The sequence below is a fragment of the Desulfomonile tiedjei genome, from assembly GCA_016212925.1.
Classification (GTDB): Bacteria; Desulfobacterota; Desulfomonilia; order Desulfomonilales; family Desulfomonilaceae; genus JACRDF01.
This window is the reverse complement of record JACRDF010000033.1, coordinates 1-23,933: the sequence shown is the minus strand read 5'-3', so window position 1 is coordinate 23,933 and position 23,933 is coordinate 1. Positions and strand designations below refer to the sequence as shown.

At 52.3% G+C, this 23,933-nt stretch carries 21 protein-coding genes and 1 tRNA gene; 10 read left to right on the top strand and 12 right to left on the bottom strand.

Translation table 11 applies throughout. The annotated features are described in order from the left end of the window. Window positions 1-14 precede the first annotated feature (14 nt). Window positions 15-374 carry a hypothetical protein gene (locus HY913_14340; protein ID MBI4964453.1) on the bottom strand — a complete coding sequence of 120 codons (360 nt, stop codon included), beginning with the start codon at window positions 372-374 and terminating at the stop codon, window positions 15-17. 477 nt (window positions 375-851) lie between these two features. Here HY913_14340 and HY913_14335 point away from each other — a divergent pair, with 477 nt between their 5' ends. From HY913_14335 to HY913_14305, 7 genes are all read left to right on the top strand, one after another. Beyond that, complete coding sequence (locus HY913_14335) at window positions 852-2,846, top strand: FAD-dependent oxidoreductase (GenBank protein ID MBI4964452.1); 1,995 nt, start codon at window positions 852-854, stop codon at window positions 2,844-2,846. A 280-nt stretch (window positions 2,847-3,126) separates the two neighbouring features. Next, window positions 3,127-5,760: a molybdopterin-dependent oxidoreductase gene (locus HY913_14330; protein ID MBI4964451.1), complete on the top strand. Its 2,634-nt coding sequence runs from the start codon at window positions 3,127-3,129 to the stop codon at window positions 5,758-5,760. Window positions 5,761-5,957: 197 nt separating this feature from the next. Further along, the gene (locus tag HY913_14325; GenBank protein MBI4964450.1) at window positions 5,958-6,920 is read left to right on the top strand and encodes a response regulator; all 963 of its coding nucleotides are present in this window, start codon (window positions 5,958-5,960) and stop codon (window positions 6,918-6,920) included. Window positions 6,921-7,000: 80 nt separating this feature from the next. Then, window positions 7,001-7,948, top strand: a complete 948-nt coding sequence (locus HY913_14320; protein MBI4964449.1) for a response regulator — start codon at window positions 7,001-7,003, stop codon at window positions 7,946-7,948. Between the two features lie 57 nt (window positions 7,949-8,005). Further along, window positions 8,006-9,733: a PAS domain S-box protein gene (locus HY913_14315; GenBank protein MBI4964448.1), complete on the top strand. Its 1,728-nt coding sequence runs from the start codon at window positions 8,006-8,008 to the stop codon at window positions 9,731-9,733. Then, the gene (locus HY913_14310; GenBank protein MBI4964447.1) at window positions 9,730-11,235 is read left to right on the top strand and encodes a response regulator; all 1,506 of its coding nucleotides are present in this window, start codon (window positions 9,730-9,732) and stop codon (window positions 11,233-11,235) included. Before HY913_14315 ends, HY913_14310 begins: the two co-directional genes overlap by 4 nt. A gap of 75 nt (window positions 11,236-11,310) precedes the next feature. Next, window positions 11,311-11,387 (top strand) — tRNA-Arg (locus HY913_14305). Window positions 11,388-11,498: 111 nt separating this feature from the next. On the opposite strand, the gene HY913_14300 is transcribed toward HY913_14305, so the two are convergent. The 3 genes from HY913_14300 to HY913_14290 all read right to left on the bottom strand — a co-directional run bounded on the left by HY913_14300 (window position 11,499) and on the right by HY913_14290 (window position 12,755). After that, the gene (locus HY913_14300) at window positions 11,499-11,753 is read right to left on the bottom strand and encodes a BrnA antitoxin family protein (GenBank protein ID MBI4964446.1); all 255 of its coding nucleotides are present in this window, start codon (window positions 11,751-11,753) and stop codon (window positions 11,499-11,501) included. Further along, window positions 11,750-12,022: a BrnT family toxin gene (locus tag HY913_14295; GenBank protein MBI4964445.1), complete on the bottom strand. Its 273-nt coding sequence runs from the start codon at window positions 12,020-12,022 to the stop codon at window positions 11,750-11,752. The genes HY913_14300 and HY913_14295 overlap by 4 nt, the downstream gene beginning before the upstream one ends. A gap of 256 nt (window positions 12,023-12,278) precedes the next feature. Further along, window positions 12,279-12,755 (bottom strand): TIGR03067 domain-containing protein, encoded by a 477-nt coding sequence (locus HY913_14290; GenBank protein MBI4964444.1) that lies wholly within the window; start codon window positions 12,753-12,755, stop codon window positions 12,279-12,281. A gap of 362 nt (window positions 12,756-13,117) precedes the next feature. Between HY913_14290 and HY913_14285 the strand changes: the two genes are divergently transcribed. From HY913_14285 to HY913_14275, 3 genes are all read left to right on the top strand, one after another. Then, window positions 13,118-13,480: a VOC family protein gene (locus HY913_14285; GenBank protein ID MBI4964443.1), complete on the top strand. Its 363-nt coding sequence runs from the start codon at window positions 13,118-13,120 to the stop codon at window positions 13,478-13,480. A 53-nt stretch (window positions 13,481-13,533) separates the two neighbouring features. Beyond that, window positions 13,534-14,298 carry an SDR family oxidoreductase gene (locus HY913_14280; protein ID MBI4964442.1) on the top strand — a complete coding sequence of 255 codons (765 nt, stop codon included), beginning with the start codon at window positions 13,534-13,536 and terminating at the stop codon, window positions 14,296-14,298. A 264-nt stretch (window positions 14,299-14,562) separates the two neighbouring features. After that, window positions 14,563-15,699, top strand: a complete 1,137-nt coding sequence (locus tag HY913_14275) for a 2-hydroxyacyl-CoA dehydratase (protein MBI4964441.1) — start codon at window positions 14,563-14,565, stop codon at window positions 15,697-15,699. Window positions 15,700-16,312: 613 nt separating this feature from the next. On the opposite strand, the gene rffA is transcribed toward HY913_14275, so the two are convergent. The 8 genes from rffA to HY913_14235 form a co-directional block, all read right to left on the bottom strand. Beyond that, a complete protein-coding gene (gene rffA, locus HY913_14270) occupies window positions 16,313-17,467 on the bottom strand; it encodes a dTDP-4-amino-4,6-dideoxygalactose transaminase (GenBank protein ID MBI4964440.1) in 1,155 nt (384 codons plus the stop codon). 279 nt (window positions 17,468-17,746) lie between these two features. Further along, on the bottom strand, window positions 17,747-17,980 hold the full coding sequence (locus HY913_14265; GenBank protein ID MBI4964439.1) for an acyl carrier protein: 234 nt from the start codon (window positions 17,978-17,980) through the stop codon (window positions 17,747-17,749). Next, window positions 17,970-19,706 (bottom strand): HAD-IIIC family phosphatase, encoded by a 1,737-nt coding sequence (locus tag HY913_14260; GenBank protein ID MBI4964438.1) that lies wholly within the window; start codon window positions 19,704-19,706, stop codon window positions 17,970-17,972. The genes HY913_14265 and HY913_14260 overlap by 11 nt, the downstream gene beginning before the upstream one ends. Next, window positions 19,703-20,128: a VOC family protein gene (locus tag HY913_14255; GenBank protein ID MBI4964437.1), complete on the bottom strand. Its 426-nt coding sequence runs from the start codon at window positions 20,126-20,128 to the stop codon at window positions 19,703-19,705. The genes HY913_14260 and HY913_14255 overlap by 4 nt, the downstream gene beginning before the upstream one ends. A gap of 3 nt (window positions 20,129-20,131) precedes the next feature. Next, window positions 20,132-21,040 (bottom strand): methyltransferase domain-containing protein, encoded by a 909-nt coding sequence (locus HY913_14250; GenBank protein MBI4964436.1) that lies wholly within the window; start codon window positions 21,038-21,040, stop codon window positions 20,132-20,134. A gap of 76 nt (window positions 21,041-21,116) precedes the next feature. Further along, window positions 21,117-21,785 carry an acetyltransferase gene (locus tag HY913_14245; GenBank protein MBI4964435.1) on the bottom strand — a complete coding sequence of 223 codons (669 nt, stop codon included), beginning with the start codon at window positions 21,783-21,785 and terminating at the stop codon, window positions 21,117-21,119. 73 nt (window positions 21,786-21,858) lie between these two features. Continuing rightward, complete coding sequence (locus HY913_14240; protein ID MBI4964434.1) at window positions 21,859-22,809, bottom strand: glycosyltransferase family 2 protein; 951 nt, start codon at window positions 22,807-22,809, stop codon at window positions 21,859-21,861. Between the two features lies 1 nt (window position 22,810). Further along, complete coding sequence (locus HY913_14235; GenBank protein MBI4964433.1) at window positions 22,811-23,506, bottom strand: WbqC family protein; 696 nt, start codon at window positions 23,504-23,506, stop codon at window positions 22,811-22,813. Between the last annotated feature and the right edge of the window lie 427 nt (window positions 23,507-23,933).

The window sequence follows — 23,933 nt, the reverse complement described above, 5'->3', positions numbered from 1 at the left end:
AGGAATGGAAAAGCTCACTGGATGAACTGGCTCGGGGATTCTTTGCAGCAGGCCTTGGACATGGCTGAATTAATCAAATCGGGTTCGATGATGCTCATGCGAGTCTGGTCGTCGATTTTGGCTTCGATAAAACGCACCAAATTCTCAAAATCCCTTTTGGAGATGACAGGCAGGTGTTCGCCGCGCTCCGGAGACGGATAGTCCAAAGCTGTGAAATTGCCCGTGTGAGGATCAACTTCTCCGGAGATCTGAATGACCTCCACGTTTCCTCCGGGAGCATGCCGGCCCACAATGGCCAGCCCTCGAGAACGAGAAAAATAGAGAATAGCGAGTTTGTAGATTTCCGACGATTGAAACAACTCAAAGGGGTTCATCTGCGCTCCCCCTATAAGGACGCAAAGAGTAACGTCGCGCTGTGTGCCTCGGGATTTAACTCGGTTGACACAAATGTACTCGGGCCGGGGGTAAAAGTCAAGGAAGGGATGCCGGAAGTTGGCGGTAGGCCGGTCAGCCGATGCAAGGTGCCATTGTGAAGGGCCGAGCGCCCCTTCATTGTGACGGACAATCAACGCGTTCGAAACCGCCAACCATGGCGATTGCATCCCTGGCGTTTCGGTGGCGTCGCGATGGCCCTGAGGCGCTTCTTTCCCGCGCGGGACTGAATCCTTGCCGGACCTCCCCTCATACAGCCTTTATCGCGCATAGAGGGAGAATTTCCGGTCCGTTGACCGATTTCCCATTTTGCTGGTATATTATTCAAGAAAGCGTTTGTATCAAGTTGTCGAAGTTTATTTGTAAAGAATACTGAATCAGACCAGAATTGAGGCGGTTCCACCCGGACGGAGGATCGAATGAAAAAGATCATCTTTGGGCGCTGGGGCAATTTACTGGAAGATCGCCGCAGCCAAGTGGAAAAACCCGAACTCCCCTTACATGAAGAATTCCCCGCCTCAAAGAACTTTCCCGAGGATATTGTCGCTCTGATGAGCGGCAAAGGTTTCTTACAGTTCGAGCCGAAATTCAATTTCGTTCCGATGATACGTGAGTACGTGAGCCAGATCCAGGCCAAGTACTGCTGCGGAAAGTGCATCACGGGGATCAAAGGGTCCAAGATGATTCTGCTTACCCTCGACAAGATGTCTCGGGGTGAAGGCGCAGACTCGGACATAGATCTTCTGGATAGAATGGCAGACATTCTCAATGACGCTGCAAAGTGCTCGGTGTGCCAGAGTGCTGGAGAGCTGCTCAAGGACGGCCTGTACCATTTTAGAGAGCATTTTGTAGAAGCCGTTAAATCGGGGATTCCCGAGGATTCGGTGCGTTATGTGGGACGCATCTCCGCGCCTTGCATGAATGCCTGTCCGTGCCACATTAACATTCCAGGTTATGTAGAGGCGCTTCTGGAGATAAGATACAATCAGTCCTTGCAGATAATTCGCGAAGAAATGCCTCTACCGGGGGTCACGGGGCGGATTTGTCCTGCCCCCTGCGAAAAGGCGTGCAGTGTGGCCAACATGGGTGATGTGGCCATTCCGATCAAAACCCTCAAGAGAGTGGCCGCGGATTATGAACTGGAGCATCACCTTCCCGTTCCCCTTGACAAAGTGGAGCTTACCGGCGCTCCGGTGGCAGTAATCGGCGCGGGCCCGGCGGGGATCTCCGCGTCGTACTATCTGAGCAGGCTTGGCCATCCGGTGACTGTCTTTGAAGCGCTACCGGTGTCCGGCGGGATGGTAGGGGTTGGAATCCCACCGTATCGCCAGCCCAGAGACGTGCTCACAAGAGAAATCGGCATTATTAGCGATCTCGGTGTAAACTTTAAATACGGGGAACGATTGGGGAGGGATTTCAAGGTCCAGGACCTGTTTGATCGAGGTTTCAAGGCGATTTTCCTCGGGGTTGGTTCACATCAATCGCTTCCCATGGGCATAAAGGGTGAACATGAAGGTATAGAAGGGGTTTTCTCCGGTGGCATAGATTTCTTAAGAGATATCAACCTCGGTCGGGACGTGAGGGTCGGTGAAAAAGTCGTGGTGGTGGGCGGCGGCAATACAGCGATTGACTGTGTCAGGACCGCTCTGCGAATGGGAGCGTCGGACGTCTCCCTAGTATACCGGCGGACCGAAAATGAGATGCCCGCGGACCTTGAAGAAGTTGAGGACACAAAAGAAGAAGGAATCAATTTATTCTTTCTCACTCAGCCGATTCAGATTCTGTCCAAAGAAGGAAAGATGACCGGCCTTCGATGCCTTCGCATGCAATTGGGGGAGCCGGACGCCAGCGGTCGGCGGCGACCGGTTCCTGTGGAAGGGTCGGAATTCGAAATAGAAGCAGATACAGTCATCCCCGCAATCGGCCAGAAATCCCTTTTGGATTTTCTGGGGCCCGATCTGGGCATAGAAGTAACCCGTCGTGGGACCATAAAGGTCGATCCGAACACCATGATGACTTCACGACCGGGAGTCTTCGCAGCCGGAGACGCTGTCAGCGGGCCGCTTACGGTTGTTCATGGCATGGCGGGCGGCAAGCGGGCGGCAAAAATGATTCACGAATACCTTGCCACCGGCAAATGTCGGGTTTCCGAAGAGCACCGCATGCAGGACTTGATTGCAAATATAGAGAAAGACTATGGTGTGCTGGTAACCGCCCGGACTCCGACGCGCGAAGGCGGACCGAGGCCGTATCGCAAACTCGATGTAAATGAAAGAATAACCAGCTTCCTGGAAGTGGATTCAGGATTCACCCAGCGCAGCTCCTTCATTGAAGCCAGTCGTTGCCTGCGATGTTTTCATCTGATCCTGGCAGCAATTCACAAAACAGATCGCGTTAAACAGGGAGCTGTTTAGAGATGGTTGAGGCGTTACAGGCTGCCACGGTTTGGCCGATCCCTCTTGAACCGGTCGCTATGCCTCATCGATGTCTGATGTTAAGTCTGTGATGGCACATCGATTACAAATCACGTTCAGTTGACTAAACCCGCCACGAGGGCGGCAAAACATTCCCTCTGGACTGAAAACTTCACTGGACGCATTGTCCCGTGTGTCTCCTGCGTAATAATGGTTGATCGGCCATCAAAACCAGATGAGAAAAAGATAACCAACTTCTCTCCACAGGCAGGACAGGAAAATGCCGCTATTAACAATTGATGAAGTGGAGGTGCAGGCCTCGGATGGGATGACCATCCTTGAGGCCTCAAAGAATGCGGGGATTTGGATTCCGACGCTTTGCTATTACCCCAAGACTAGCCCGTCTGATTCGTGTCGCATGTGTGTGGTCGAAGTGGAAGGGATTGCGCGTCCCGTGACCTCCTGCAACACAATAGTTGAGGATGGTATGCGCGTTCATACCGACACGCCTCGCTTGAGACGCATCCGAGAAGAGGTCATGAAGCTGGTCCTCATGGACCACCCTCTTGAATGCCCCACGTGTCCGGCAGGCGGAGAATGTGAGATTCAAAACCTGACTTACCGCCTCGGCATTTACGGGACCGAGTATCCCATGACCAAGCGGGACAGCCCTGTTGAAAGAAGCTGGCCGCTCATAGAATACAATCCCAATTTGTGCATCACGTGCCTGCGATGTGTCAAGGTTTGCCATGAGGTTATTGGAGCAAGCGCCCTGGCGCTCAAAGACGTAGGTTATGAGGCCCGCATAGGCACTCGCGATGGGGGCGTGCTCAACTGCGACTTTTGTGGCGAGTGCGTGGAAGCATGTCCGTCCGGCGCAATGTCCAACAAGGTGACTCGCCGCTGGGCTCGTTCCTGGGAAATGCGAAAGACGCCCACCATATGTCCGCTGTGCTCCGCGGGATGCCGGATGGAAATAAACGTCAAAGACAACAGGATCTTTCGCATCACCACGGACCTTGAGACCCACAACAAAGGGACCCTGTGTGTGGGCGGCAGATTTGGCTACGATCTTGTCCACCATGAAGATCGGCTCCTCACTCCATTGCTGCGTCAGGGCGGAGAGTTGAAGCCCGTTTCATGGGAAGAGGCGCTCGGGTTTGTTTCCGGAAAACTGAAACAAATTTTGAAGGACACCGGACCTGACAGCATCGCGGGATTGGCCTCTCCCCGCCTGACGAACGAGGATTGCTATGCGTTTCAAAAATTCTTCAGGGCCGTGTTGGGAACAAACAACATAGACAGCGAGGCCCGTTTCAGCTATCTCCGTGTTCAGCGCGCTCTCGAATTGACATGCGGGACCAAAGGGGCCACCGGGACCCTGGGCGAATTGCTGGAAACAAGCGCTGTTTTCGTGATCGGCACAGACCCGCTGGAAGAGACGCCGGCCCTGGCCTGGAAGATTAAGGCGGCAGCTAGAAGGTACGACAGCAACGTCGTGGTAGCCAACTCTCGCCAGACCAGTCTCGACCCCTTCGCACGGATTCGGCTCCGAATTAGGCCGTATTCCGAAAGCGATCTTGTGCTGGGAATAATGAAAATGGTCTTGGACATGGATTTGTGGGACAGGAAATTCGTTAGGGATCAGACCACTAATTTCCTTCCCATGAAGAACCTGCTTGACAAGATTTCGCTGAAAGGCATCCTGAAAAGAACAGGCGTTTCCGGTGAGGACCTGACCGAGGCGGCTCGAATTTTGGCAGAGGCCCCCAACACGGCCGTAATCTTCGGGGGCGATGTAATACTTCAGGAAAATGGCCCCCAGTGCGTGATGAACCTGGTCAACCTGGCCCTTCTCACCGGCAACATGGGAAGGCCCAGTTCGGGAACATATCCGATTTTTGAGAAAGGTAATATCCTCGGCCTGTGCGACATGGGCGCGTTGCCCGAGTACCTGCCCGGATATCAGGACGCTGCCACGGTGAGAGACCGTTTCGAGGGGTTATGGAAGGCCCGCCTCCCCTACGCTCGCGGCATGACAGCCCCGGAAATGGTCAGAGGCCTGGAAACCGGAGAGCTACGCGGACTTTATATTGCAGCTGCTGATCCGTTGACTGATTATCCTCACGCGGGACGCTACGAATCAGCCCTTGCCAAAGCGGAGCTGCTCGTTGTCCAAGACATCTTCTTGAGCCCCACCGCAAGGCTCGCGCACTGTGTCTTCCCTGCCGCTTCTTTCGCGGAAAAGGAAGGGACGATGACGAATATTGAACACCGTATCCAGAAGCTTAACCAGGCCATACCGCCGCAGGGTATGTCAATGCCTGACTGGGGAATCCTTGAAGAGGTCGCTAAGGCCCTGGGTCGACCTATGGGTTTTTTCAGCGTCGCGGATATATTTCGGGAGATGAGCCTCACAATACCGTTTTATAAGGGCTTGAAACTGAAGGATCTGGAAGGTGACGGCAAAATCTCCCATCCGTTTGTTGAAGGGGCCGCGATAACCCGAACCGGAAAATCCTTTTCCTTCGCGCCGGTTAGAGCGTGGGAAGCGCCTGAACCGGACCATGCAGCTCAATACCCCTTTGAAATGATAGCAGGCCGCTCTATGTATCATTTCGGATCTACTTCTACTCGATCACAAAATTTGTTGACCCTGTGTCCCGCGGGGTATGTGGAAATCAACCGTCTGGATGCGGAAGAACTAGGGATCAAGGAAGGGGGACTAACAGAAGTTAGTTCGCCTGTAGGTTCTTTTGTTGCCCCGGCGAAGATGTCTGATAAAATTGACCGGGGGATGGTTTTTGTCCCGACCAATTTTCCGGATCTTGCGGTGTACAAACTCTTCGAGGAGAATACCAACGTTTGCAGGGTCAATCTGAAGTCGCTCGGAGGCAACATCGCTTCGCGATGACGGCTGCTTGCAAATTTGTGCAAGCCATTGAGTCGGAGGCTCTGAACCAGATGGGGGGATATCGCACCGCCCTGAGAGTGTGGCCGCAGGCAAGCATATCGTATAGTGTTCGGCCAAAGAAGCCGCCGGCGTTCGCGGCGCCGTCTGCTGAGATAAATTATTCTTCAAGAAATGAGCTCTACAAAAAGGAGGTTTGCATGAACGCCCGGGGAAAACCCAAAGCGAAAATCCTGGTCATTGATGATGAACAAATCGTCCACGAAAGCGTCCAGAGAATTCTGGAGGAACAAGGATACCGGGTGGAGGGGGCCTTACGTGTGGATCAGGCCCTCGATATGCTGGCCGGCAGGTCTTACGATCTTGTCCTCACCGACCTAATGATGCCGGAGCGTAACGGGATGGAGGTTGTAGAGGCTGTTGCTCGCGATCATCCCGAAGTCGGTGTGGTAATCTTTACCGGTTTTGCTACCGTTGATTCCGCGGTGCAGGGCATGAAGCTGGGAGCATTGGACTATCTTCCTAAGCCGTTCACGCCGGAGGAGCTTCTCGAGGTCACCGGAGTCAGCCTGGACAAAACCTGGAAAGCACGAAAAGACCGAGAAATTGAGCAAACCTATGCTGAGGCCGAAAAAGCGATTACCTCCAGCTTGGACTTAAAAGAGATTCTTGGCCTTATCTGCGTGAGTGTGGTGAAACTTTTCAAGGTCAAGGCCGCGGCCCTGCACATGTACCGTAAGAAAGACAACGTTCTGGAAATTGCATCTTCGTGCGGCTTGAGTGACGCATACGTGAGCAAGGGTGTCCTTGCCTCGGACAAAAGTATCGCCGAGGCATTGGAGTTCGGCAAGCCGGTGCTCATTGATGAGGCCTCTTTTGGTTCCAAGCTTCATTACCCTGAAGACGCCAAGAAAGAAGGAATCAAATCCATTTTGTCCGTTCCTTTGCGGCTTGACGATACGGTCCTCGGATTCTTGCGCATCTACAGTGCGGAGAAGCGATCCTTCGGTGACGAAGAAATGGACCTGCTGTTGAAATTCGCCGAACAGGCCGCACGAGCCCTGGAAAACGCCATGACGTACGAGAGGGTGCGGACCGATATTGAAGGTATGAAGAAGGCGATTCCGGAGCCTGTCGCGAGAAAGATGCAGGAGCAAGGTTAGTGCGGGCTGCAACCGATTGCCCGCGAAAATTGATGGATTTCAATTCCCCCAAGGGGGCGCTTTGCCGGGAGTAGGAGACGATGGATAAGAAAGAAGCGAAAGTTCTCGTGTTGGATGACGAGCAGATAGTGTTGGACAGCGTTTCTCGCATTCTTGAAAGCGAGAACTACGAGGTTGCCACTTGCCGCAGTGGCGGGGAAGCTGTGCAAAAGTTAAAAGAAGGCGGCTTCGACATCCTGATCACGGATTTGAAGATGCCCGGTATGGACGGCCTTCAGGCCATGGAGGCCCTCACCGAGGTGGACCCCGACCTGTCCATGATCATGGTAACCGCGTATTCCACGGTTGATTCAGCCGTCAAAGCCATGAAACTGGGCGCAATGGACTACATCAGGAAGCCCTTTACCCCGGATCAGCTAACCGAGCTTGTGGGCAAAGTTATGGAAGACCGCAAGCAACGCTTCGAGAAGCGTTACCGGGAAGACACCTTCGCTGAAGTCAAGACAGCCATTTCCTCTACCTTGAACCTGAAAGAGGTTTTGGATCTGATCGTTCATGGCGTGGTAAAGGTAATGAAAGTCAAAGGTAGCACGCTCAGTCTCCTCGACAAGAACCGCGAGAAACTGCGCGTGTTTGCATACAACGGACTTAGTCGCGATTATGTGGACAAAGGCCCTCTGGACGCTTCCAAAAGCATCGGCGACTCAATAATGAGCGGGAAGCACGTGTGGGTCGAGCATGCTTCGACAGACCCCAGAGTTCAATATCCTGTGGAGGCGATGCGCGAAGGCATTGCTTCAATTCTCAGCGTCCCGCTGGTGGTACGGAACAAGGTAATCGGGACACTGCGGGTCTATACCTCCGAACCTCGGAATTTTTCCGAAGAAGAGGTTCGATTCCTCTACGGTTTTGCAGAGCAGGTCGCGCTGGCCATCGAGAACGCCCGTTCGTACGAAGATGTCAAAGATGAGTACCAGGCACTGAGAGACGACCTGTGGGACTACTTCGACAAAAGCGGATGGATGTGACAAGCCGGTTCTTCATCCGCGCCTCTGCTTTAGATCCGATTTCACGGGAAGGAAACTATGGCTTCCAGCCTTGTGAAGAAGAATACGGACCCTACGGGCATTGAGGGGTCAATCGGTCAGGGTACGGGAGTGGAAGAACTGGGACATCCTTTCCAGATCAGCGCTCTGAAGCCCGGCTGGATACTGCATCTTCTGGCAAGGATCGAAAAGCTCTTTCCCAAGTTTGTCAGGCAGAGGATCGGCTTCCTGTCTTCGTTCAAAAACAGAATATTAATTAGTACGCTTATTTTGCTCGTCGGCGTGGTTTTTGTTATCGGAGTCACCCTTCAGATAGCTATCTTTCCCAAACTAAGAGGTGACTCCACGGTAATCTTCAACCTGAAAGTCCTTCATTTCCTGGCCAGTATTGTAGTCATCTTCATCGGCTGGTGTTTCATCGAGTTCATTTCCAAGAGAATTGCTCTCCCCCTTCGGCAACTCACTGAAACCGCCGACCAAATAAGCCGAGAAGCCGGAGGCGGTATTTCCAACGGGACTCTTAACGGCATTCACCATGCGGAAACCCGTGCCCTTGAACTTACCGACGCGGCGGTCGAAGGTGATGAGATTGTCCAGCTTACATCCTCCTTCAATAGAATGCTTGCGCATCTTAAGGCATCAGAAGCGAGGCTGCGGGAATCCGAAGAGAAGTACAGGTTTCTTTTTGACAGCGGGCCTTCCCCGATTTTTGTCATGGACGCAGATGATCTTAGAATCCTCGATGTCAACGCCAGGGCCGAAGAAGAGTATCAACACACTAGACAGGATTTTCTCAATATGAGCTTCGCGGACCTCGGCCTGGACCGGGACCGCGAGGCCACTCGCAACCGTCTGAAACATGTCTTTGCCACAGAAATCACCTTCCTGCCGGTTCTTCAGCACCGACGGCGAGATGGGTCACCGTTTATGGTAAACTTCCAGGCAAGCCTCAGCCGGTACCGTAACCGTCCGGCTATTATTGCAGCGGTGTGGGACGTGACTGAACGATTGGAACGGCAAGCCAAGCTGATTCAGGCGGGCAAAATGGCCACTCTCGGCGAGATGGCCACTGGAATTGCGCACGAATTGAATCAGCCGCTCAACATTGTCAGATTGGGCTGTGACTACCTTTCCAAAAAGACTAAAAGCGGTCAGAGCGTTTCCGCCGAAGACCTCAACCAGGTGCTTGAAGAGCTTGCGTACAGCGTGCAACGCGCTTCGCGCATCATCAATCACCTTCGTCAGTTTGGGCGCAGGGCCGACGATATCATGTTCCCTATTGATATCAACGGACCCATTGTGAATGTCTTCACTCTGGTGGGCACACAGCTCAAGAGTCGCGGGATCCGGTGGACACTTTCTCTGGACGTTAATCTGCCGAAAATCATGGGAGATGATAACCGGCTGGAACAAGTCTTTATAAACCTGATTCTTAACGCGCGTGACGCTATACTTTCCAAAACGAGCGACCCGACCGCTGAAGGGGAAGCCGGCGACAAAGTCATAACCATTAAGTCTTTTTCAGAGACCGATAGAGTTTTGGTCACGGTTTCCGATACAGGTCCGGGAATTCCTGAATCCATTAGGCCGAAGGTATTTGAGCCGTTTTTTACTACCAAGAAGACCGGAGAAGGGACCGGTCTGGGTCTTTCGATCAGTTACGGAATTGTCAAAGAACACAAAGGCACAATCGAGATCGATCCAACAGCGACGGAGGGCACGACTTTTCGACTGTCTTTCCCCGCTCTCAAGAACGGAGACCAATGATGACGACGGTTCTCGTGGTTGACGACGAAGAAAGCATTCGCAACCTCATGCGCATGACTTTGGAGCTGGATGGATACCGGGTCCTGACGGCTGAAGATGGCCACGCGGCTCTCGAAATATTCGAGAAAGAAGATCCTGATGTGGTGTTGCTGGATGTGCGCATGCCCGGCATGGACGGCATTGAAGTTCTTCGCCGCATCAAAGACGCGAATCCTGACACCGAAGTCGTCATTATCACAGGCCACGGAGATCTGGACATGGCCGTGGAATGCCTTCGAAAGGAGGCCTCCAATTTCCTGACCAAGCCTGTGGACGACGAAATACTTTCCTTGTCTCTTAAGCGCTCTCTGGAGAAACTGGCCCTGAAGAAAAAGCTCAAACAATACACGAGCAACCTTGAAACCCTGGTCCGTGAAGCGAACTTGGAATTGGAAAGGGCCTATCAGTTCAGGGAAAACCTGATAGAAAACTCCCCTGACGCGATCGTGTCCATACGAAAGGGCGGGCATATCATCATCTTCAACTCCGCAGCGGAAAGACTTCTGGGTTACAGGAAAGACGAAGTCATCGGAAAAATGAATATCGTCGATGTGTACTTTTTCTCTGGAGTCGCGAAACAAATCATGAAGGACTTGAGATCCGATGATTTTGGAGGTCGCGGAATCTTGCAAAAGAGGGAAGTGGTGTTGCGGGACAAACAGGGTGAGCAGATCCCTGTGTACATATCCGCCGCGATTCTGTATGACGAAGGTCGGGAATGCGGCTCGGTGGGCATTTTCACGGACCTCAGAGAGAAACAAAAGCTGGAAAAACAATTGCTCCGCGCCGAAAAGCTCTCATCCCTCGGCAAGCTTTCCGCGGGCATTGCTCATGAAATCAATCAGCCCTTGACCGGCGTGCTGACGTTTGCCCACCTGCTTTTGAAGAAATTCAAGGATGAACCCCAGACCCGCAAGGACCTCGAGACCATAGTGCGTGAAACCACCCGCATTAAAGGGATTGTCCAGGGAATCTTGGACTTTGCCCGTGAAACCCCCATGCAGAAGGCCCCGCGACGCATTCAGGATGTCCTGGACCAGACCCTTGAGATCATAGTGCATCAGCAGCGGTTCTTCGGGATAACGCTTAACAAGAAATATGACGATTCAGTTCCGGAGGTTGTGGTTGACTCCAACCTTATGGAACAGGTCTTCATGAACATAATCCTGAACGCCCTCGACGCGATGCACGGATCCGGAGCACTAACGGTCAGGACCCGCCGTCAAAACGGCTGGCTGGAGATCGACCTGGAAGACACCGGCGCGGGCATGCCCGAGTCAATGCTGGACAAGATCTTCGACCCGTTTTTCACCACTAAGGACTCAACCGAAGGCATGGGAATGGGCCTGGGGCTGGCCATCAGCTACGGAATAGTAAAGAACCACAACGGCGACATTCAGGTGAGCAGCAAAGAGGGTAAAGGTACCACTTTTACTGTCCGCTTACCGCTGGACAGCGCCTGACCCCGGATAACCGGGGGCATCAGCCAGGCTCCAAAACGTTGACACCCCACAGGGAAAGAGGTAGATTTGACTCACGCGCCCGTAGCTCAGTAGGATAGAGCGCAACACTCCGGATGTTGAGGTCGTACGTTCGAATCGTATCGGGCGCACCAAACACAAAGCAGTGGATGCTGGGTTATTCCCTTCCTCCAGCCGATAGCCATCGCGCTGAAAGAAGTCACAAACACAGAAGATCTCTGGGATACAGTCAACACCCCGGCCTTTTATGCATTTGTATGCATTTCTTCGCGAATCACCCGCCGCAGCGTCTCTTCCAAGGGTTCCTTGTGCTGTTTTATGTACTCACGTAGAGCGGTGTTGATGAGGGTCTGATAGTTGCCGCCGCCCATCTCGTGTACCTGCGAGCGAAACCAATCCAAGACATCGTTATCAATTGGAATCGTGATGTGCGTTTTGCCCGTGGGAATCGGAACCACTGCCCCGCGCTTTCCCTTACTGAAATCGTACTGTTTCTTCATGGGCTTGTTCCTTCATATTGGGTCCGCTCACGTCGCGTTGCCTTTCTTGCGGAGATGAGGCGAATGCGCTCGCCACGCCAGGTGTAGACCACTACTACAATGCGTCCCAGGGCGTCCATTCCGACTGTGATGAACCGTTCTTCCTCGGGATCTTGGTCTTCCAACGTGACAGCGTTGTCGTCTTCCAAAGCAGTGACGGCATCAGCAAAATCCACATCATGCTTTTGCAGGTTGTTGGTCGCCTTGTCTTGATCCCACTCATATTCCATGAGGCCATCGTACCACCGGATACGTGTCGGGGCAAGTCGGCAGACGGGTCGTGCAATCCCAGAGAGCACAACACCCCGGATGTTGCGGTCGTACGTTCGAATCGTATCTGGCGCACCAGTAAACGCTTTTAGGAATCACGATGGCACGGTTCAGTACGTGCCATCGTGATTTCGCATTCTTGGGGGGCCGGTTGTTATCAGATACTAAGATTCCCGCGTAGCCGCCAAACGCTAGCTCGGAGACGCACCGGCATTCCTAAGGCTTCACCCGTTTCCACGTATTTCGAATATGGCCTGTTCCGTCCTTGGTAACGAATTCCTTGAGAGTCATGCTTCCGGTGGGATCGAAAGCAAACTTGTACTGGTCGTCACCTTCAAATTCGAAGATCCCTATGAGGGTCTTGCCCGCGTTGGGACCGGTTTTGCGGATAAAATGCATTTCCTTGGGGTTTTTCACCGGGTCGATCTTTACGATATCCGCGACGATCGTTTCCCCGGTCTGATTAGGAACGACAATCTGAATTTTGTTCCCTTCATAGATTATTTTGCTCTGTTTCACATGCTCATCCGCTGCCTTTTTCCCGCCCATTTCCCCTGATACCATTACCCACGTGCCTTGGAGCTTCTTGAGTTCCTTTTCAGCGTCCTGGCCCCCCACATCCGCGGCAAAGAGAGTTCCAATGGGGCACAAAAGCAATAGGCTAACGGCTATAAACACAATTTTTCCGCGCATAATTTGGTCCTCCGTTTCGGAATGAATTAATGGTGCTTGAGGCTTGTCCGGCACAGCAAGACGCGCTCTCTGCCCCCCATTTAATTCTGGCAGGCTGGTTAGCTCCTAGTCAAGCACTACGATGCCGTGCCTCGGTAGGAGGATCGCAACCCGACCATAGGAATTTTCTTGACAGGAGCGCTGCCGCGCCCTTACTTTTGGTAACTTCACCGGTTTTCATGCCGCGTTGAACTCGGACGGCGAATCTGCCCGCAGAAACTTTTCTTTCGCAAAGTGCTCTATTTGGTGGAGGATCGGTTTGAAGGCCCTTATTTATTGGTCTCGGCTTTGGCAATGCAATTGCTAGGAAAGGAGCTAGGACAATGCTCAACGATGTCTGCTTTTTCGAGATCCCTGCCGACAATTTGGAAACACTGCAAAAGTTCTATAATCACCTGTTCGGCTGGACCTTCCAACGGATGCCCGGACCAATGGACTATTACACGATTACCACGGGTTCAGGCGAACCCAGGGGCGGAATGTTGCCGAGGCAGCATCCCCAGCACACGCCCATCAGCTACGTTATGGTAGAATCCGTCGAGAATGCGCAAAAAACAGCGGAAGGAATGGGAGCGCAGGTCCTAGTCCCCAGAACGGCCGTTCCGGGGATGGGCTGGTTTGCGGTGTTGGCCGACCCCCAGAACAACGCGTTCGGCCTCTGGCAAGACGACCCTTCGGCCGCTTGACATGTTTTGAACAATGCCCGCAAAATTGCATTTGAATAATGGAGGTATGCACTATGGTTGATCGGCCTGACCTCACGGAGAAGGTTGCCATTGTGACAGGAGGGGGAAAAGGGATTGGGAAATCCATTGCGCTTGGTCTTGCTGATTCCCGAGCCAAGGTGGTGGTTGCCTCAAGGACCGCAGCGGAAGTCGAGGCTGTAGCCGACGAAATCCTTTCCCGCGGTGGAGAGGCTGTGGCGAAGGTCGCCGACGTTACTCAGAGCGATCAAATTCAGGACCTCGTTGACGCGACTGTCAAGGCTTTCGGCCGAATAGATATCCTGGTCAACAACGCTGCCAGGAGCTTTCTGCGCCCATTGATGGACCTTCGCGAAGACGGGTTCGACAAGATCTTCGACACTAATGTGAAAGGGACTTTCCTCCTGAGCCGTGCCGCGGCCAAAGTCATGATGCAAAACGGCGGTGGCCGCATCGTAAATATTACCACCGTGGGTGCGGTACGCGGGGGCACTATGATGGGAGTGTATCATGCAAGCAAGGCGGCAGTGAAAATGCTGACCATGTGCATGGCCACCGAATGGGCCCCCATGAATATCCTGGTCAACGCGGTTGGGCCCGGAATGACCAGGACCCACTTCAGCCAGCCCATATGGTCCAATCCCGAAATAGAACGGCAACTGACCATGCGTATTCCAATGGGAAGGTTAGCCGAACCTGACGAAATAGTCGGGGCTGTGCTATTTCTTTGTTCAGACGGCGCGAAATTCATTACCGGGCAAAGCATTTACGTTGACGGCGGAACGCTGGCTAACACGTGAGAGACGAGTAAACATTCACCGGTAAGGCCTTAAGCGTCCGGAATTACAATGGGAGAGGCTTGGCGGGGCGGCTACGGAGCAGGCGTACTGTGGCCGAAAGCCTGAAACGCCTCGCGGCCTAACGAAGGTGCCGGCGGTGAGGCTGGTAAACAGCCTGGCGCGGCCGGTCGCTGGGTCTACAAGCTATCTCTCCCCGTCCATCCTCACCTGGCACACCACGCCGAGGCGTGGAAGCCTGGTAGATTATTATAGAGGGGCCGAAACATGACTGAAAATAATCCTTGGGGTCCTTTCGAAGACATCGTGGGGGCGCCTTGGGAAAAAGCCCTGGCGTGGAAAGAAAGCACCGGCAGGAAGGTTGTGGGACATCTTCTTCCTGATGTTCCGGAAGAGATTCTCCATGCCGCGGGAGCGCTTCCGATGGCTGTCGAGGGCGCAGGGATTCAGGTTTCCCGTGCGCAGGAGCACATTCCCGGCTACACATGCAGCCATGCAATGGGCGCGCTTGAGCTGGGTCTGCGAAGTGAACTGGGTGTGCTTGACGGCATGGTAATCCCGTATTTGTGCGACACCACGCGCAACCTTTTCCACATATGGAGCAAGTGCTTTCCGGACCTGGCAAACGAATTCCTGCGTCTTCCCAAGCGCCTTGATCATCCGGGTGCTCGGGACTATATGCGAGCGGAGTTCAGTAGGCTTTTCGAGACCATGACCCGGATTACCGGCCAGGAACCGAAAACCGACGCGTTGGAGTCCAGTGTAAAACTATACAACAAGAGCCGGCAGCGACTTCGTCAGGCATATCTCAAGCAGGCCGAACAACCTGAGGTCTGGACTTCTCAGAGAGTTCAAATGCTCTTTGCTTCAGCGCTGAGAGCGCCTCGGGAAGATCACCTGGCTTGGATGGACAGGCTGCCATGGGATGAAAAGACCGCTGCGGACTCTCAGGAGCGTGTTGCCGTTTATGTTCGGGGAAAGGTGTGGGACCCGCCGGGCATTCTGGATCTGTTCGACCAGTTGGGTCTGCTCGTGGTTCAAGACGAGATTGTCACCGGTTTCCGATCGGTAGCGCTGGACGCCTCAACAGACGGGGACCCGATCGCCGCTTTAGTTGATAGGCATCTTGCCAACATTCCTTACACCGGTTACCATTTGGACCCCCATTTGATGGTTCAGGGATTCTTGAACAGGGTCCGCGACAGCAAAGCCAAGGGAGTAATTTTTCTCAATCCCAAATTCTGTGAAGCGGCTGCTTTTGACACGCCCGATTTCCAGAAGGCGATCCAGGATGCCAATATCCCGAGCCTGATTCTCGAAACCTCCGCCCGAGGGGTCTCCCTGGGACAAATTCGCCTCCGACTGGAAGCCTTCCGAGAAATGCTTTCTGACGACCTGCCCTGATGTGGGCACGGGATGTCAAGGCAGGCTCGAAGAGACTGTCTCAAGACCCTGAAATGACCGGTTCTCCGTGTACGGAGCGCTTCGAGGAGGCTGTCTCAAAGGTACTTTACGGCCTCGAATGGTGGCACGATGGCCTGTAGGGGCGGGGTTTAGAAACTGTCTCAAAATAAGGGATTTCACGCTTCGGCCGTAGGGGCGGTTCGTGAACCGCCCGGAATCAGGGCGCTTCTCGAAGCGCCCCTACAGATGAATTCACATCGCTGCCATTCTGAGACAGTTTCTTTATCCCTGCCCGTCTTGTGAGGCCCGGTATAGCGGGCGGGGATAAACCCCGCCCCTACACGGGCTTTCCTGGCCGACAGCCAGTATGCCACGAGGTCCGTCCCGTACTGCGCCGCGCGTAGGCTATTAGAATCGCGCAACGATTTCATACAACGTTCGACTTTTGAGACAGCCTCCGAGAAGCGCATGAATTAGGGCGTTTCACGAACCGCGCCTTACCGACCATGTGTTGAGATTGGCAGTTTTGGGAGAGTGTCCGGTGGTCGGCGCCTACCAATTTCCGAGAGGCGCTTTTCGAAATCAGACACTATTTTTTGACATCTGCTAGATATCAGATCTTACGGCCATAGAAATCGGCCAGTGTTTTAGCCACGGTCTCAACTTCGTCGTCTGTCATGCCGTAGTACAGAGGGAGCCTGAGCACTCTGGCGCTTACGTCCTCGGTAACATTCATGGTACCGGCTGTCCGGCCGTACTTTATTCCCCCGGGTGATGAGTGCAGCGGTACGTAATGAAAGACAGTCAAAATATCGTGCTGAGCCATGTGTCGGATCAATTCGGAGCGCTCTTTTTCGGATCTCGTGATGACATAGAACAAATGGCCGCTGCACGTGGTGTAATCTTCGAAGTAAGGCAGCCGGATGAGTCCTTCATCACCAAAGCCCCTGAGCAAGTCTTGATATCTTGCTATTATCTTACATCTGGCCGCGACAATAGCCTCAGCGTGCTCCAGTTGAGCGTAAAGAAACGCTGCCACCAGATCGCTGGGCAAAAACGATGAGCCCACGTCCACCCATGAATATTTGTCTAATTCGCCCCTGAAAAACTTGGTTCTGTTGGTACCCTTTTCCCTTATTATCTCAGCCCTTTCGATGAACTCCTCAGAGTTTATCAACAAAGCTCCGCCTTCGCCGCTTATCACATTTTTGGTCTCATGAAAGCTCAAGCAGCCGAAATCGCCAATCGCGCCAAGGTATCTGCCTTTGTAGGTGGAGAGCAGAGCATGGGCCGCGTCTTCCGCCACCCATAATCCGTGCCTTTTTGCAGTGCGCATGATTTCGTCCATGTTGCATGACACGCCTGCATAATGAACCGGAATAATTCCTTTGGTTCGCGGCGTGATCGCCTGGTTAATGAGGTTTTCGTCAATATTCAAGGTGTCCGGCCGGATATCTACAAATACCGGAACCGCTCCCCGCAGCACAAAGGCATTGGCCGTAGAAACGAAAGTGAAAGAAGGCATGATCACTTCATCGCCGGCCTTCAGGTCGCACAGCATGGCCACCATTTCGAGTGCCCCGGTGCAGGAGTGGGTCAGCAAGGCTTTGCGACATCCTAGTTGCCTTTCCAACCATTCCTGGCACTTCTGAGTGAAAGGACCGTTGCCTGACAAATGTTTGTTCGCCAAGACCGCCTGGGCAACGTAGTACAGCTCCTTGCCGACAATAAAGGGCTTATTGAAAGGTATTTTGGGACCGTCGGGCATCAGCTCACCCGACCCTGGAGATGGAATGGAAACATATCTGTCTGGTCACTAACTTCTTTGCCCACGCTTTAGAAAGCGTGATGGTTCTAGGTTGGCCTTGTGTTTTTTCCACGACTTTTTTAAACCTTTTCGTAAATCCGGTGACGTATTTCGGGCAGCACCGGTGGGACAGGCATCTTGCCTGTCTCCCGAGGAATGACAGGCAAGATGCCTGTCCCACCAAAACAGAGGATTCGAAGCCCCTCTCACTGTCTCCGATCGGAGGACACGCCACCCGGATCACGAACTCGCCGGCTTAGTGGAAACAATTCTCACTATTTCACCATAGCTGACCATTTCAGCTATCTCATCGTCCAGGAATTGAATACCAAACTCTTCTTCCAGCGCGAAGACAATGTCCATATGTTTCAGGGAATCCCACTCCTCGACGGTCTTGGGAGAGGTGGTCTCATTTATTTCCGAGGGCTTCAGATCAAGGACCTCGCTTAAAACCTTCCTTATCCTATCTTGCACTGGCGACCTCTATATAGTCTACATTACCCGGCCGGTACTCTAGTATGTCCAGCCGGTATATTTTTTCACCGCCCGATTCCGACACAAGGGAGAAGCCGAGTTTGTCGTAAAAGGTGGCGACTTGATCATTCTTGAGGGTCCGAACGTACTCTGCATCTATTGAAGTTGTGCCTGAATTGCGCAGGTAGTCCACCACAAAATCGAAGAAGGCCAATTCGATGTCTCTCCCTATGATTCGGCAGCTCATCAAAAAAGTGTCTATGTGGGCCAGGTGGTCTGCGTTCATTCTCGCAATACAGAGGCCGGTCAGGCCGTACTCACCGAATTTGTCCATTGCCTCAAGCGCGAGAATGGCTGTACTGCCGGCCTTGATGAATGCCTGAATATCCTGCTCTGTGTAACGCTTAGTCGTGAGGTTGAATTGATTGGTCTTTTGCGTCAGTTGGGACACTCGAGGGATGAGGGATTCATCGTTTAGATGAATCCGCACCCGAAGGTTCAGAGATCTCAGATAATCGACAAGGTTTTCGAATCGCTGTTGTTCCGTTTTTCTAAGTACTTGCTGTTTGTACATTTGGGCTTTGAGCAGGTCTTCCGGCGTCTCCGACAGGTTGTAAAACAGCCTCGCTATCTCCCTCATCACTCCAGGGTATTCGTGAATCGCAGCCGGGACCTGCACTGTGGTTATTTCGGGCAAAAACTGTCTTACATAATTGATTTCAAACGAGGAATCATCCACGAAGACTATGCTGTCGGTGCCAATATTGAGTTCGGCCGCTATTTCGGAGAGATTTGATACCTTGTCGCTCCAATTCACTTTCTTAATTGTCAGATGCTTGTCGGTAAGGACCATGTCCGTGCTGTTTTGAAGCACATTGTTGACTTCCTCCGGTTCGTTTTTGCTGCAAAGACCTAATATTACTCCTCGGCCGGCCAGCCCTGCCGCAATAGTCTGGACCTCGCGAAAGATCGCACCGTCTTTGTTGTCCGACGACATTTCTATGCCGTCAATGCCTTCTTCTCCCAGTATGCCTTTCCAGAGCGTATTGTCACAGTCGAATATGAGGGCCTTCTTGCTCTTGCCGTTTGCAGACAATACGTACGGTTTTATGAATTCTGCATATTCCTTGTAGAAACTGATGGAATAAAGCGCCTTGGATGAATAATAGTATCTGAGGTCAACACACTTTTCGACCGAGAGGCGGCAGAATATTCGTTCAATATCTACCACTTTCACGTTGCCGGCTCCTTTGGCCTCAACGTAACGATTCAGATTGTCGCAGAGCCGCTCGAAATTGCTCTGCCTGATGTTGCTATGACTGAACACGAGCGGAGAAAATCTATTCAGCAACACCAACGAACAATTGGCTGCATTGGACAGAACCAGGTCTATCTCTCCTCTCATTCTGGACTGGAGGTCCTCGAATTCCTTGGGGCCAAGGAGGTCAATTCGGTAGTGCCCTCCGTCAATGAAATTAGCCGGTTCCCAGAAAATTACCATGGCACGTTTGTCTTGGAATTCGCCGGAGTCCTGCGCCACGTTGTCGTAGTTACCCACAGCCACTTGTGCGTTGATACCACAAGTCCGCAAGGAGTATTCCAACACGTCCTTGAGTTGCGCGACAACAATGTTGCTCAATAAACTTATCGTATAAGGCGGGCCGCTCATTCGCTTGCCCAATTCCCTGTTTGCCTTGATAATCTCAGAGTATTTCATCTCTTTCATGACTCTGACTCCAAGAACTCAAAGAGCCCTACGCCCTTCACATAGTAGAAAGAGACAGGTCTTTGATCGAACAATACAGCCGGTGTCCGCGGCTTAACGCACACAACCCGATGAGTCGCCTTAAGCGACTTCAAGAACTCTTCGAGGTTATCGACCTCGAGACAAATGTGATAAATGACCGCGTCGGATGTTTTCAGGCTCCTGCTAACCGGGGATTTGTCATGAAGCGGCTTTAACAGCTCAACATCAGGAAGCAACGCCGACCTGCACATCACTATCTCTACTTCTTGAGACATGTCGACAATTGGGTCCGAACACTGGTAGCCCAGAGCCTGGTAAAAGGTGCAGGCAGAGGCGAGATCTCTGACGGCCAACCCGAAATGATTGAACCTAGCTTGCCGAAAAACGGATTCATCAAGCACGATCTAAACCTTTTCCAGCAACGCGCAGTAGTTTATGGCCAGTTTCTTCTTAATGGCTTCCTCCAATGTCTTTCCGGCGTACGGCAACTCCAATTCATCCCGGATTGAAAAACCAGACCCGCGAACCACTTTTTTGATTTCATCAGTATGCGAGAAAAGGTGTATGTGGTCAATCGCGGGGGCGTTCACGCAAGTGGAAACAAAGGCTTGGCCATGAGGCCTCAACAGGCCGAAAACTAGATTCATAAAGGTCTCGGGCTCCTCAATATGCTCCAGCACTTCGCCCGCGGTCACAAAGTCGTAGGTTTTCCCTAACTCCTGATGGTGGATATCTCCCAATATGAAGTCTACTCCCCTGTTATGTTGTGGGAACTCGTAATCGAGTATCGCTCGGCACAGGTCTATGGAAGTTTGACTCACGTCAGCAGCGGTATAGGTATCGAATTGTCCGAACTTTACAGCTTCCAGCAGAAATAGGCCGTGACCGGGTCCTATTTCCAGGTAACTTCCGCCACGCGATTCCCTGATTTTTGCTTTGAAGAATGAGAAGATGTCTTGGTGATTGGGCCACAGGAACTGAGTAAGAGCAAGGCCCACCATGTACCGCATCATGTAATCCGGCCGTGAATACACCTTGTCGTAGACTTCTTTGAAGTTGCTGTACCTGTACCTTCCGTTCCTTTTAAACCAGACCTGTTCCCGGACAGTGTCGTCAACAACCATCAGGTAGCTGTCCACAGCGAATTCACGATCGAGGTTCCTGGCCTGCAGAAAACGCATATACCCGGCCAGATAGGAATCGGCAAAGGCGAGAAATTCCGGACTGCATCGGCGGATATGTTGATCCAGTGCTTTGCCGTGAACAGGGTTCTTTTTATTTATGAGTTCGATCACCGGATCTAGAGTCGGCAAAGGCATCTCACACCTTGGAGGTCAACCCGTGGGAAATTTCGAAAACTCGATCCGGGCGCTTAGTCGCCCGGGTTCATCACAAGAACGGTAACTGCTTGCTGGTAATGCGCATGGGCTTAGACTCCAAACCCCTATAAACCCCATCCTCGACAGTATTTTTCAGGATCAAAGCCCCGGCGCCCACCACGCAATGGGCCGCAATCTTCACGCGGTCTTTGATTATGGCTCCGTGTCCTATAAAGGCACCGGAAGCGATCTCGCAGTTGCCGGCGATTGTTGCCTGAGCGGCTATGAAGCAATGATCAGCGATGGTGAGATGATGACCCAGGACATTGCCGCAGGCTATTATAACGTCATTCCCGATTTTAACGAATGGCTGTATGACGTTGTTTTCCATTATGAAACAGTTGTCACCCATTTCGAAGTCATTCCAATGAGCGTTCTTGGAACAAACATAGCTGATCAGAGTATATCCTTTTTGCTTGCACTGCTCATAAACCTGTGCCCGTCCTCTGTTCACCTTGGTGTACCCTACGCCGACAAACATGGAGAATTCCGAGGGCGGATAGATTTCCTCGATTCTCTCGAAAGGCACGACCCCGAGCCCCGCGACCGTACCGTCGTGCAGGAACTTCTCGTGGACGGTGAAAGCAACTACGTCGTGGGGACTGTCCTTTGAAAGGTAGAAATGGGCCAACTGCGCCATTTCACCAATGCCGAATATGACCACCTTTTTCGCAGGCACAGGCTCCACTCCTGGCGACGATTTTGGGACTTGCCTTAGGCTGCCTCAACACAGGCAACTTCGGAAGGCCGAATCAGGATTCTCCTGAGTTGCTGTCTGCCTCGGCGGACCGGTCGTAAACATTCCTCACGACAGTATAGGGTCTTCGCTTCACTTCCATAAAGATCTTGGCAAGATAGATTCCAATGATGCCCAGGCAGAATATGATTAACCCTCCAAGCAACCACAAGGAAACGATGAGCGAGGGCCAGCCCGTCAGATACTCCTGAAAAAAAATTCTGCGAACCACGAGCGTCAGCGCGGCGATCCCGGAAATTGAGCTTATCAGCATGCCCAAATAGAAGATGAACAGCAGGGGCTTGTTGCTGAACGAGGTGACCGCATTCACCAGCAAGGATACCCTATGCCTCCATGTGTAACTGGTGGAACCGCGGGAGCCTTTGCTGACAACGATCGGCGCCTGTCTGAAGCCGGTTATTGCGCACAGCCCACCCAAAAAGAGTTCGCGGTCTCGATGCTCCACGAGGCTCTGAACGTACTTCCTCCGCATAAGGCGGCTGGTCAACTGATTCGGGACTACCGGATAATAGGACAACAGGTTAAAGAGCCCAAAGAAGATGTGGCCGGATGTCCTCTCCCAAAAACCGCCCTTCCTGGATTGCTGGACACCGTAGACAACGTCGGAAGATGACTTCAGCAGCTCCTGATAAAACCGGCCCAACAGCCGAGGGTCTTCTTCCAGATCGCAGTCAATGAGGAACACCAACTCTCCTTTGGCGTGAGACAGTCCTGTCATGATGGCCTTGTGGTGGCCAAAATTTCTCGACAATTCGATGATCTTAATCCTGGGGTCCTTTTCCTGGAGAGATTTAGCGATGTTAAGAGAACCGTCCGGTGAACCGTCATCAACGAAAATGATTTCATGGTCGGGAGTTATGCTTTCCGCTTCAGCTCGGACTCTGCGATAAAACTCCTCCACAAACGCTTCCGAGCGGTACATCGTGGTGACAATCGATAGTTCCATCTTAGGCCTTCATGTACTTTCGCGCGTCCGGACCCACGTTGAATATTAGATCCACTATGCTGACACCGTGCTCGAAGGGAGCAAATAACTGATCGTACTCCGGATAACCCGAGTAGTCCGCATATGCCAGCTTGATGTTCGCCCGCTCGAACAACCGCTCTTCAATGTAATTTCCGGCTGAAGGCCCACTCAAATAGTCGGTGGCCTTTGCCTGCCGACACATTTCCACCAGCCTCTCGGTCTTGCCGTCCACAAGAACGTAATTCATGGACCAGGTTATCGTGGTGTTGATTTCCAACAATCTGCAAATGGCCGACAAAAACCTGAAGTTGACATCGCTCAAAAGATCTTCGTGCGTATTCAAGAACAATTCTTCAAAGAAATCGCTATACATTTTGAAGTGCTTGGCCTTGCGGTAATTCTGGACGATGGTCTTCCAATGCTTGGCCGGCCACCCGTGATAAGCGATCGTGGCGTCTTTAATCTTCTGAGGAAATCGTCCTTTCATCTTAACCGGTATGGTCAGCCATTTCATGCCATTAGGCGTTTTTATCAGGTTACGGTTGCGCCAATCATTTTTGGTAAACTGTGCATCGTCGAAGAGAATGAATTCATCGACTGAGGCGATGAGATCGAAATAGCCCTTCCATGGGATATAGTTGGATTGAACAATGGCTACTTTCTTCTTATAGTCCATTTCCGACTCATTGACGATCTTGGTCGCAGGGAAACGGCCAAATTGGGCCAGGCTTTCATAGCTGTCGTCCCAGGGATCTTGCTGAATAGCGGTAGAAAATCGTGGGCCCACGCGCCCAAAGAACGTCCTGACTTCCTTCCTTATTGATATCTTACCATTTTTCGTTCAATGCTGTCAAACTCGCGGCAGTGATCAGAATGGCAACTCGCCTGTGATTACAAACAATTGCTTGGTTGACGACCTATAGCGGTTGCCATAATTTTTGTCCGATTGGCAAGCACTCCAGTCCGTCATTCCTGCGGAGGCAGGAATCCAGTCCCGCGTCTCGCGGGATTTCCTGGGTTCCCGCCTTCGCGGGAACGACGGGCGTTATAACGCTCTTGAAAAGTAGGCCCCGTAGATACGATCTGAAGACCAGATTGATTAT

What these genes read in the sequence shown, in the direction of transcription:
- HY913_14325 (MBI4964450.1), top strand. Translation starts at nt 5,958, where the DNA reads ATGAACGCCCGGGGAAAACCCAAAGCGAAAATCCTGGTCATTGATGAT.
- HY913_14275 (MBI4964441.1), top strand. Translation starts at nt 14,563, where the DNA reads ATGACTGAAAATAATCCTTGGGGTCCTTTCGAAGACATCGTGGGGGCG.
- HY913_14260 (MBI4964438.1), bottom strand. Translation starts at nt 19,706, where the DNA reads ATGAAAGAGATGAAATACTCTGAGATTATCAAGGCAAACAGGGAATTG.
- HY913_14320 (MBI4964449.1), top strand. Translation starts at nt 7,001, where the DNA reads ATGGATAAGAAAGAAGCGAAAGTTCTCGTGTTGGATGACGAGCAGATA.
- HY913_14285 (MBI4964443.1), top strand. Translation starts at nt 13,118, where the DNA reads ATGCTCAACGATGTCTGCTTTTTCGAGATCCCTGCCGACAATTTGGAA.
- HY913_14310 (MBI4964447.1), top strand. Translation starts at nt 9,730, where the DNA reads ATGATGACGACGGTTCTCGTGGTTGACGACGAAGAAAGCATTCGCAAC.
- rffA (MBI4964440.1), bottom strand. Translation starts at nt 17,467, where the DNA reads ATGCCCGACGGTCCCAAAATACCTTTCAATAAGCCCTTTATTGTCGGC.
- HY913_14315 (MBI4964448.1), top strand. Translation starts at nt 8,006, where the DNA reads ATGGCTTCCAGCCTTGTGAAGAAGAATACGGACCCTACGGGCATTGAG.
- HY913_14340 (MBI4964453.1), bottom strand. Translation starts at nt 374, where the DNA reads ATGAACCCCTTTGAGTTGTTTCAATCGTCGGAAATCTACAAACTCGCT.
- HY913_14295 (MBI4964445.1), bottom strand. Translation starts at nt 12,022, where the DNA reads ATGGAATATGAGTGGGATCAAGACAAGGCGACCAACAACCTGCAAAAG.
- HY913_14235 (MBI4964433.1), bottom strand. Translation starts at nt 23,506, where the DNA reads ATGGACTATAAGAAGAAAGTAGCCATTGTTCAATCCAACTATATCCCA.
- HY913_14300 (MBI4964446.1), bottom strand. Translation starts at nt 11,753, where the DNA reads ATGAAGAAACAGTACGATTTCAGTAAGGGAAAGCGCGGGGCAGTGGTT.
- HY913_14335 (MBI4964452.1), top strand. Translation starts at nt 852, where the DNA reads ATGAAAAAGATCATCTTTGGGCGCTGGGGCAATTTACTGGAAGATCGC.
- HY913_14290 (MBI4964444.1), bottom strand. Translation starts at nt 12,755, where the DNA reads ATGCGCGGAAAAATTGTGTTTATAGCCGTTAGCCTATTGCTTTTGTGC.
- HY913_14280 (MBI4964442.1), top strand. Translation starts at nt 13,534, where the DNA reads ATGGTTGATCGGCCTGACCTCACGGAGAAGGTTGCCATTGTGACAGGA.
- HY913_14330 (MBI4964451.1), top strand. Translation starts at nt 3,127, where the DNA reads ATGCCGCTATTAACAATTGATGAAGTGGAGGTGCAGGCCTCGGATGGG.
- HY913_14240 (MBI4964434.1), bottom strand. Translation starts at nt 22,809, where the DNA reads ATGGAACTATCGATTGTCACCACGATGTACCGCTCGGAAGCGTTTGTG.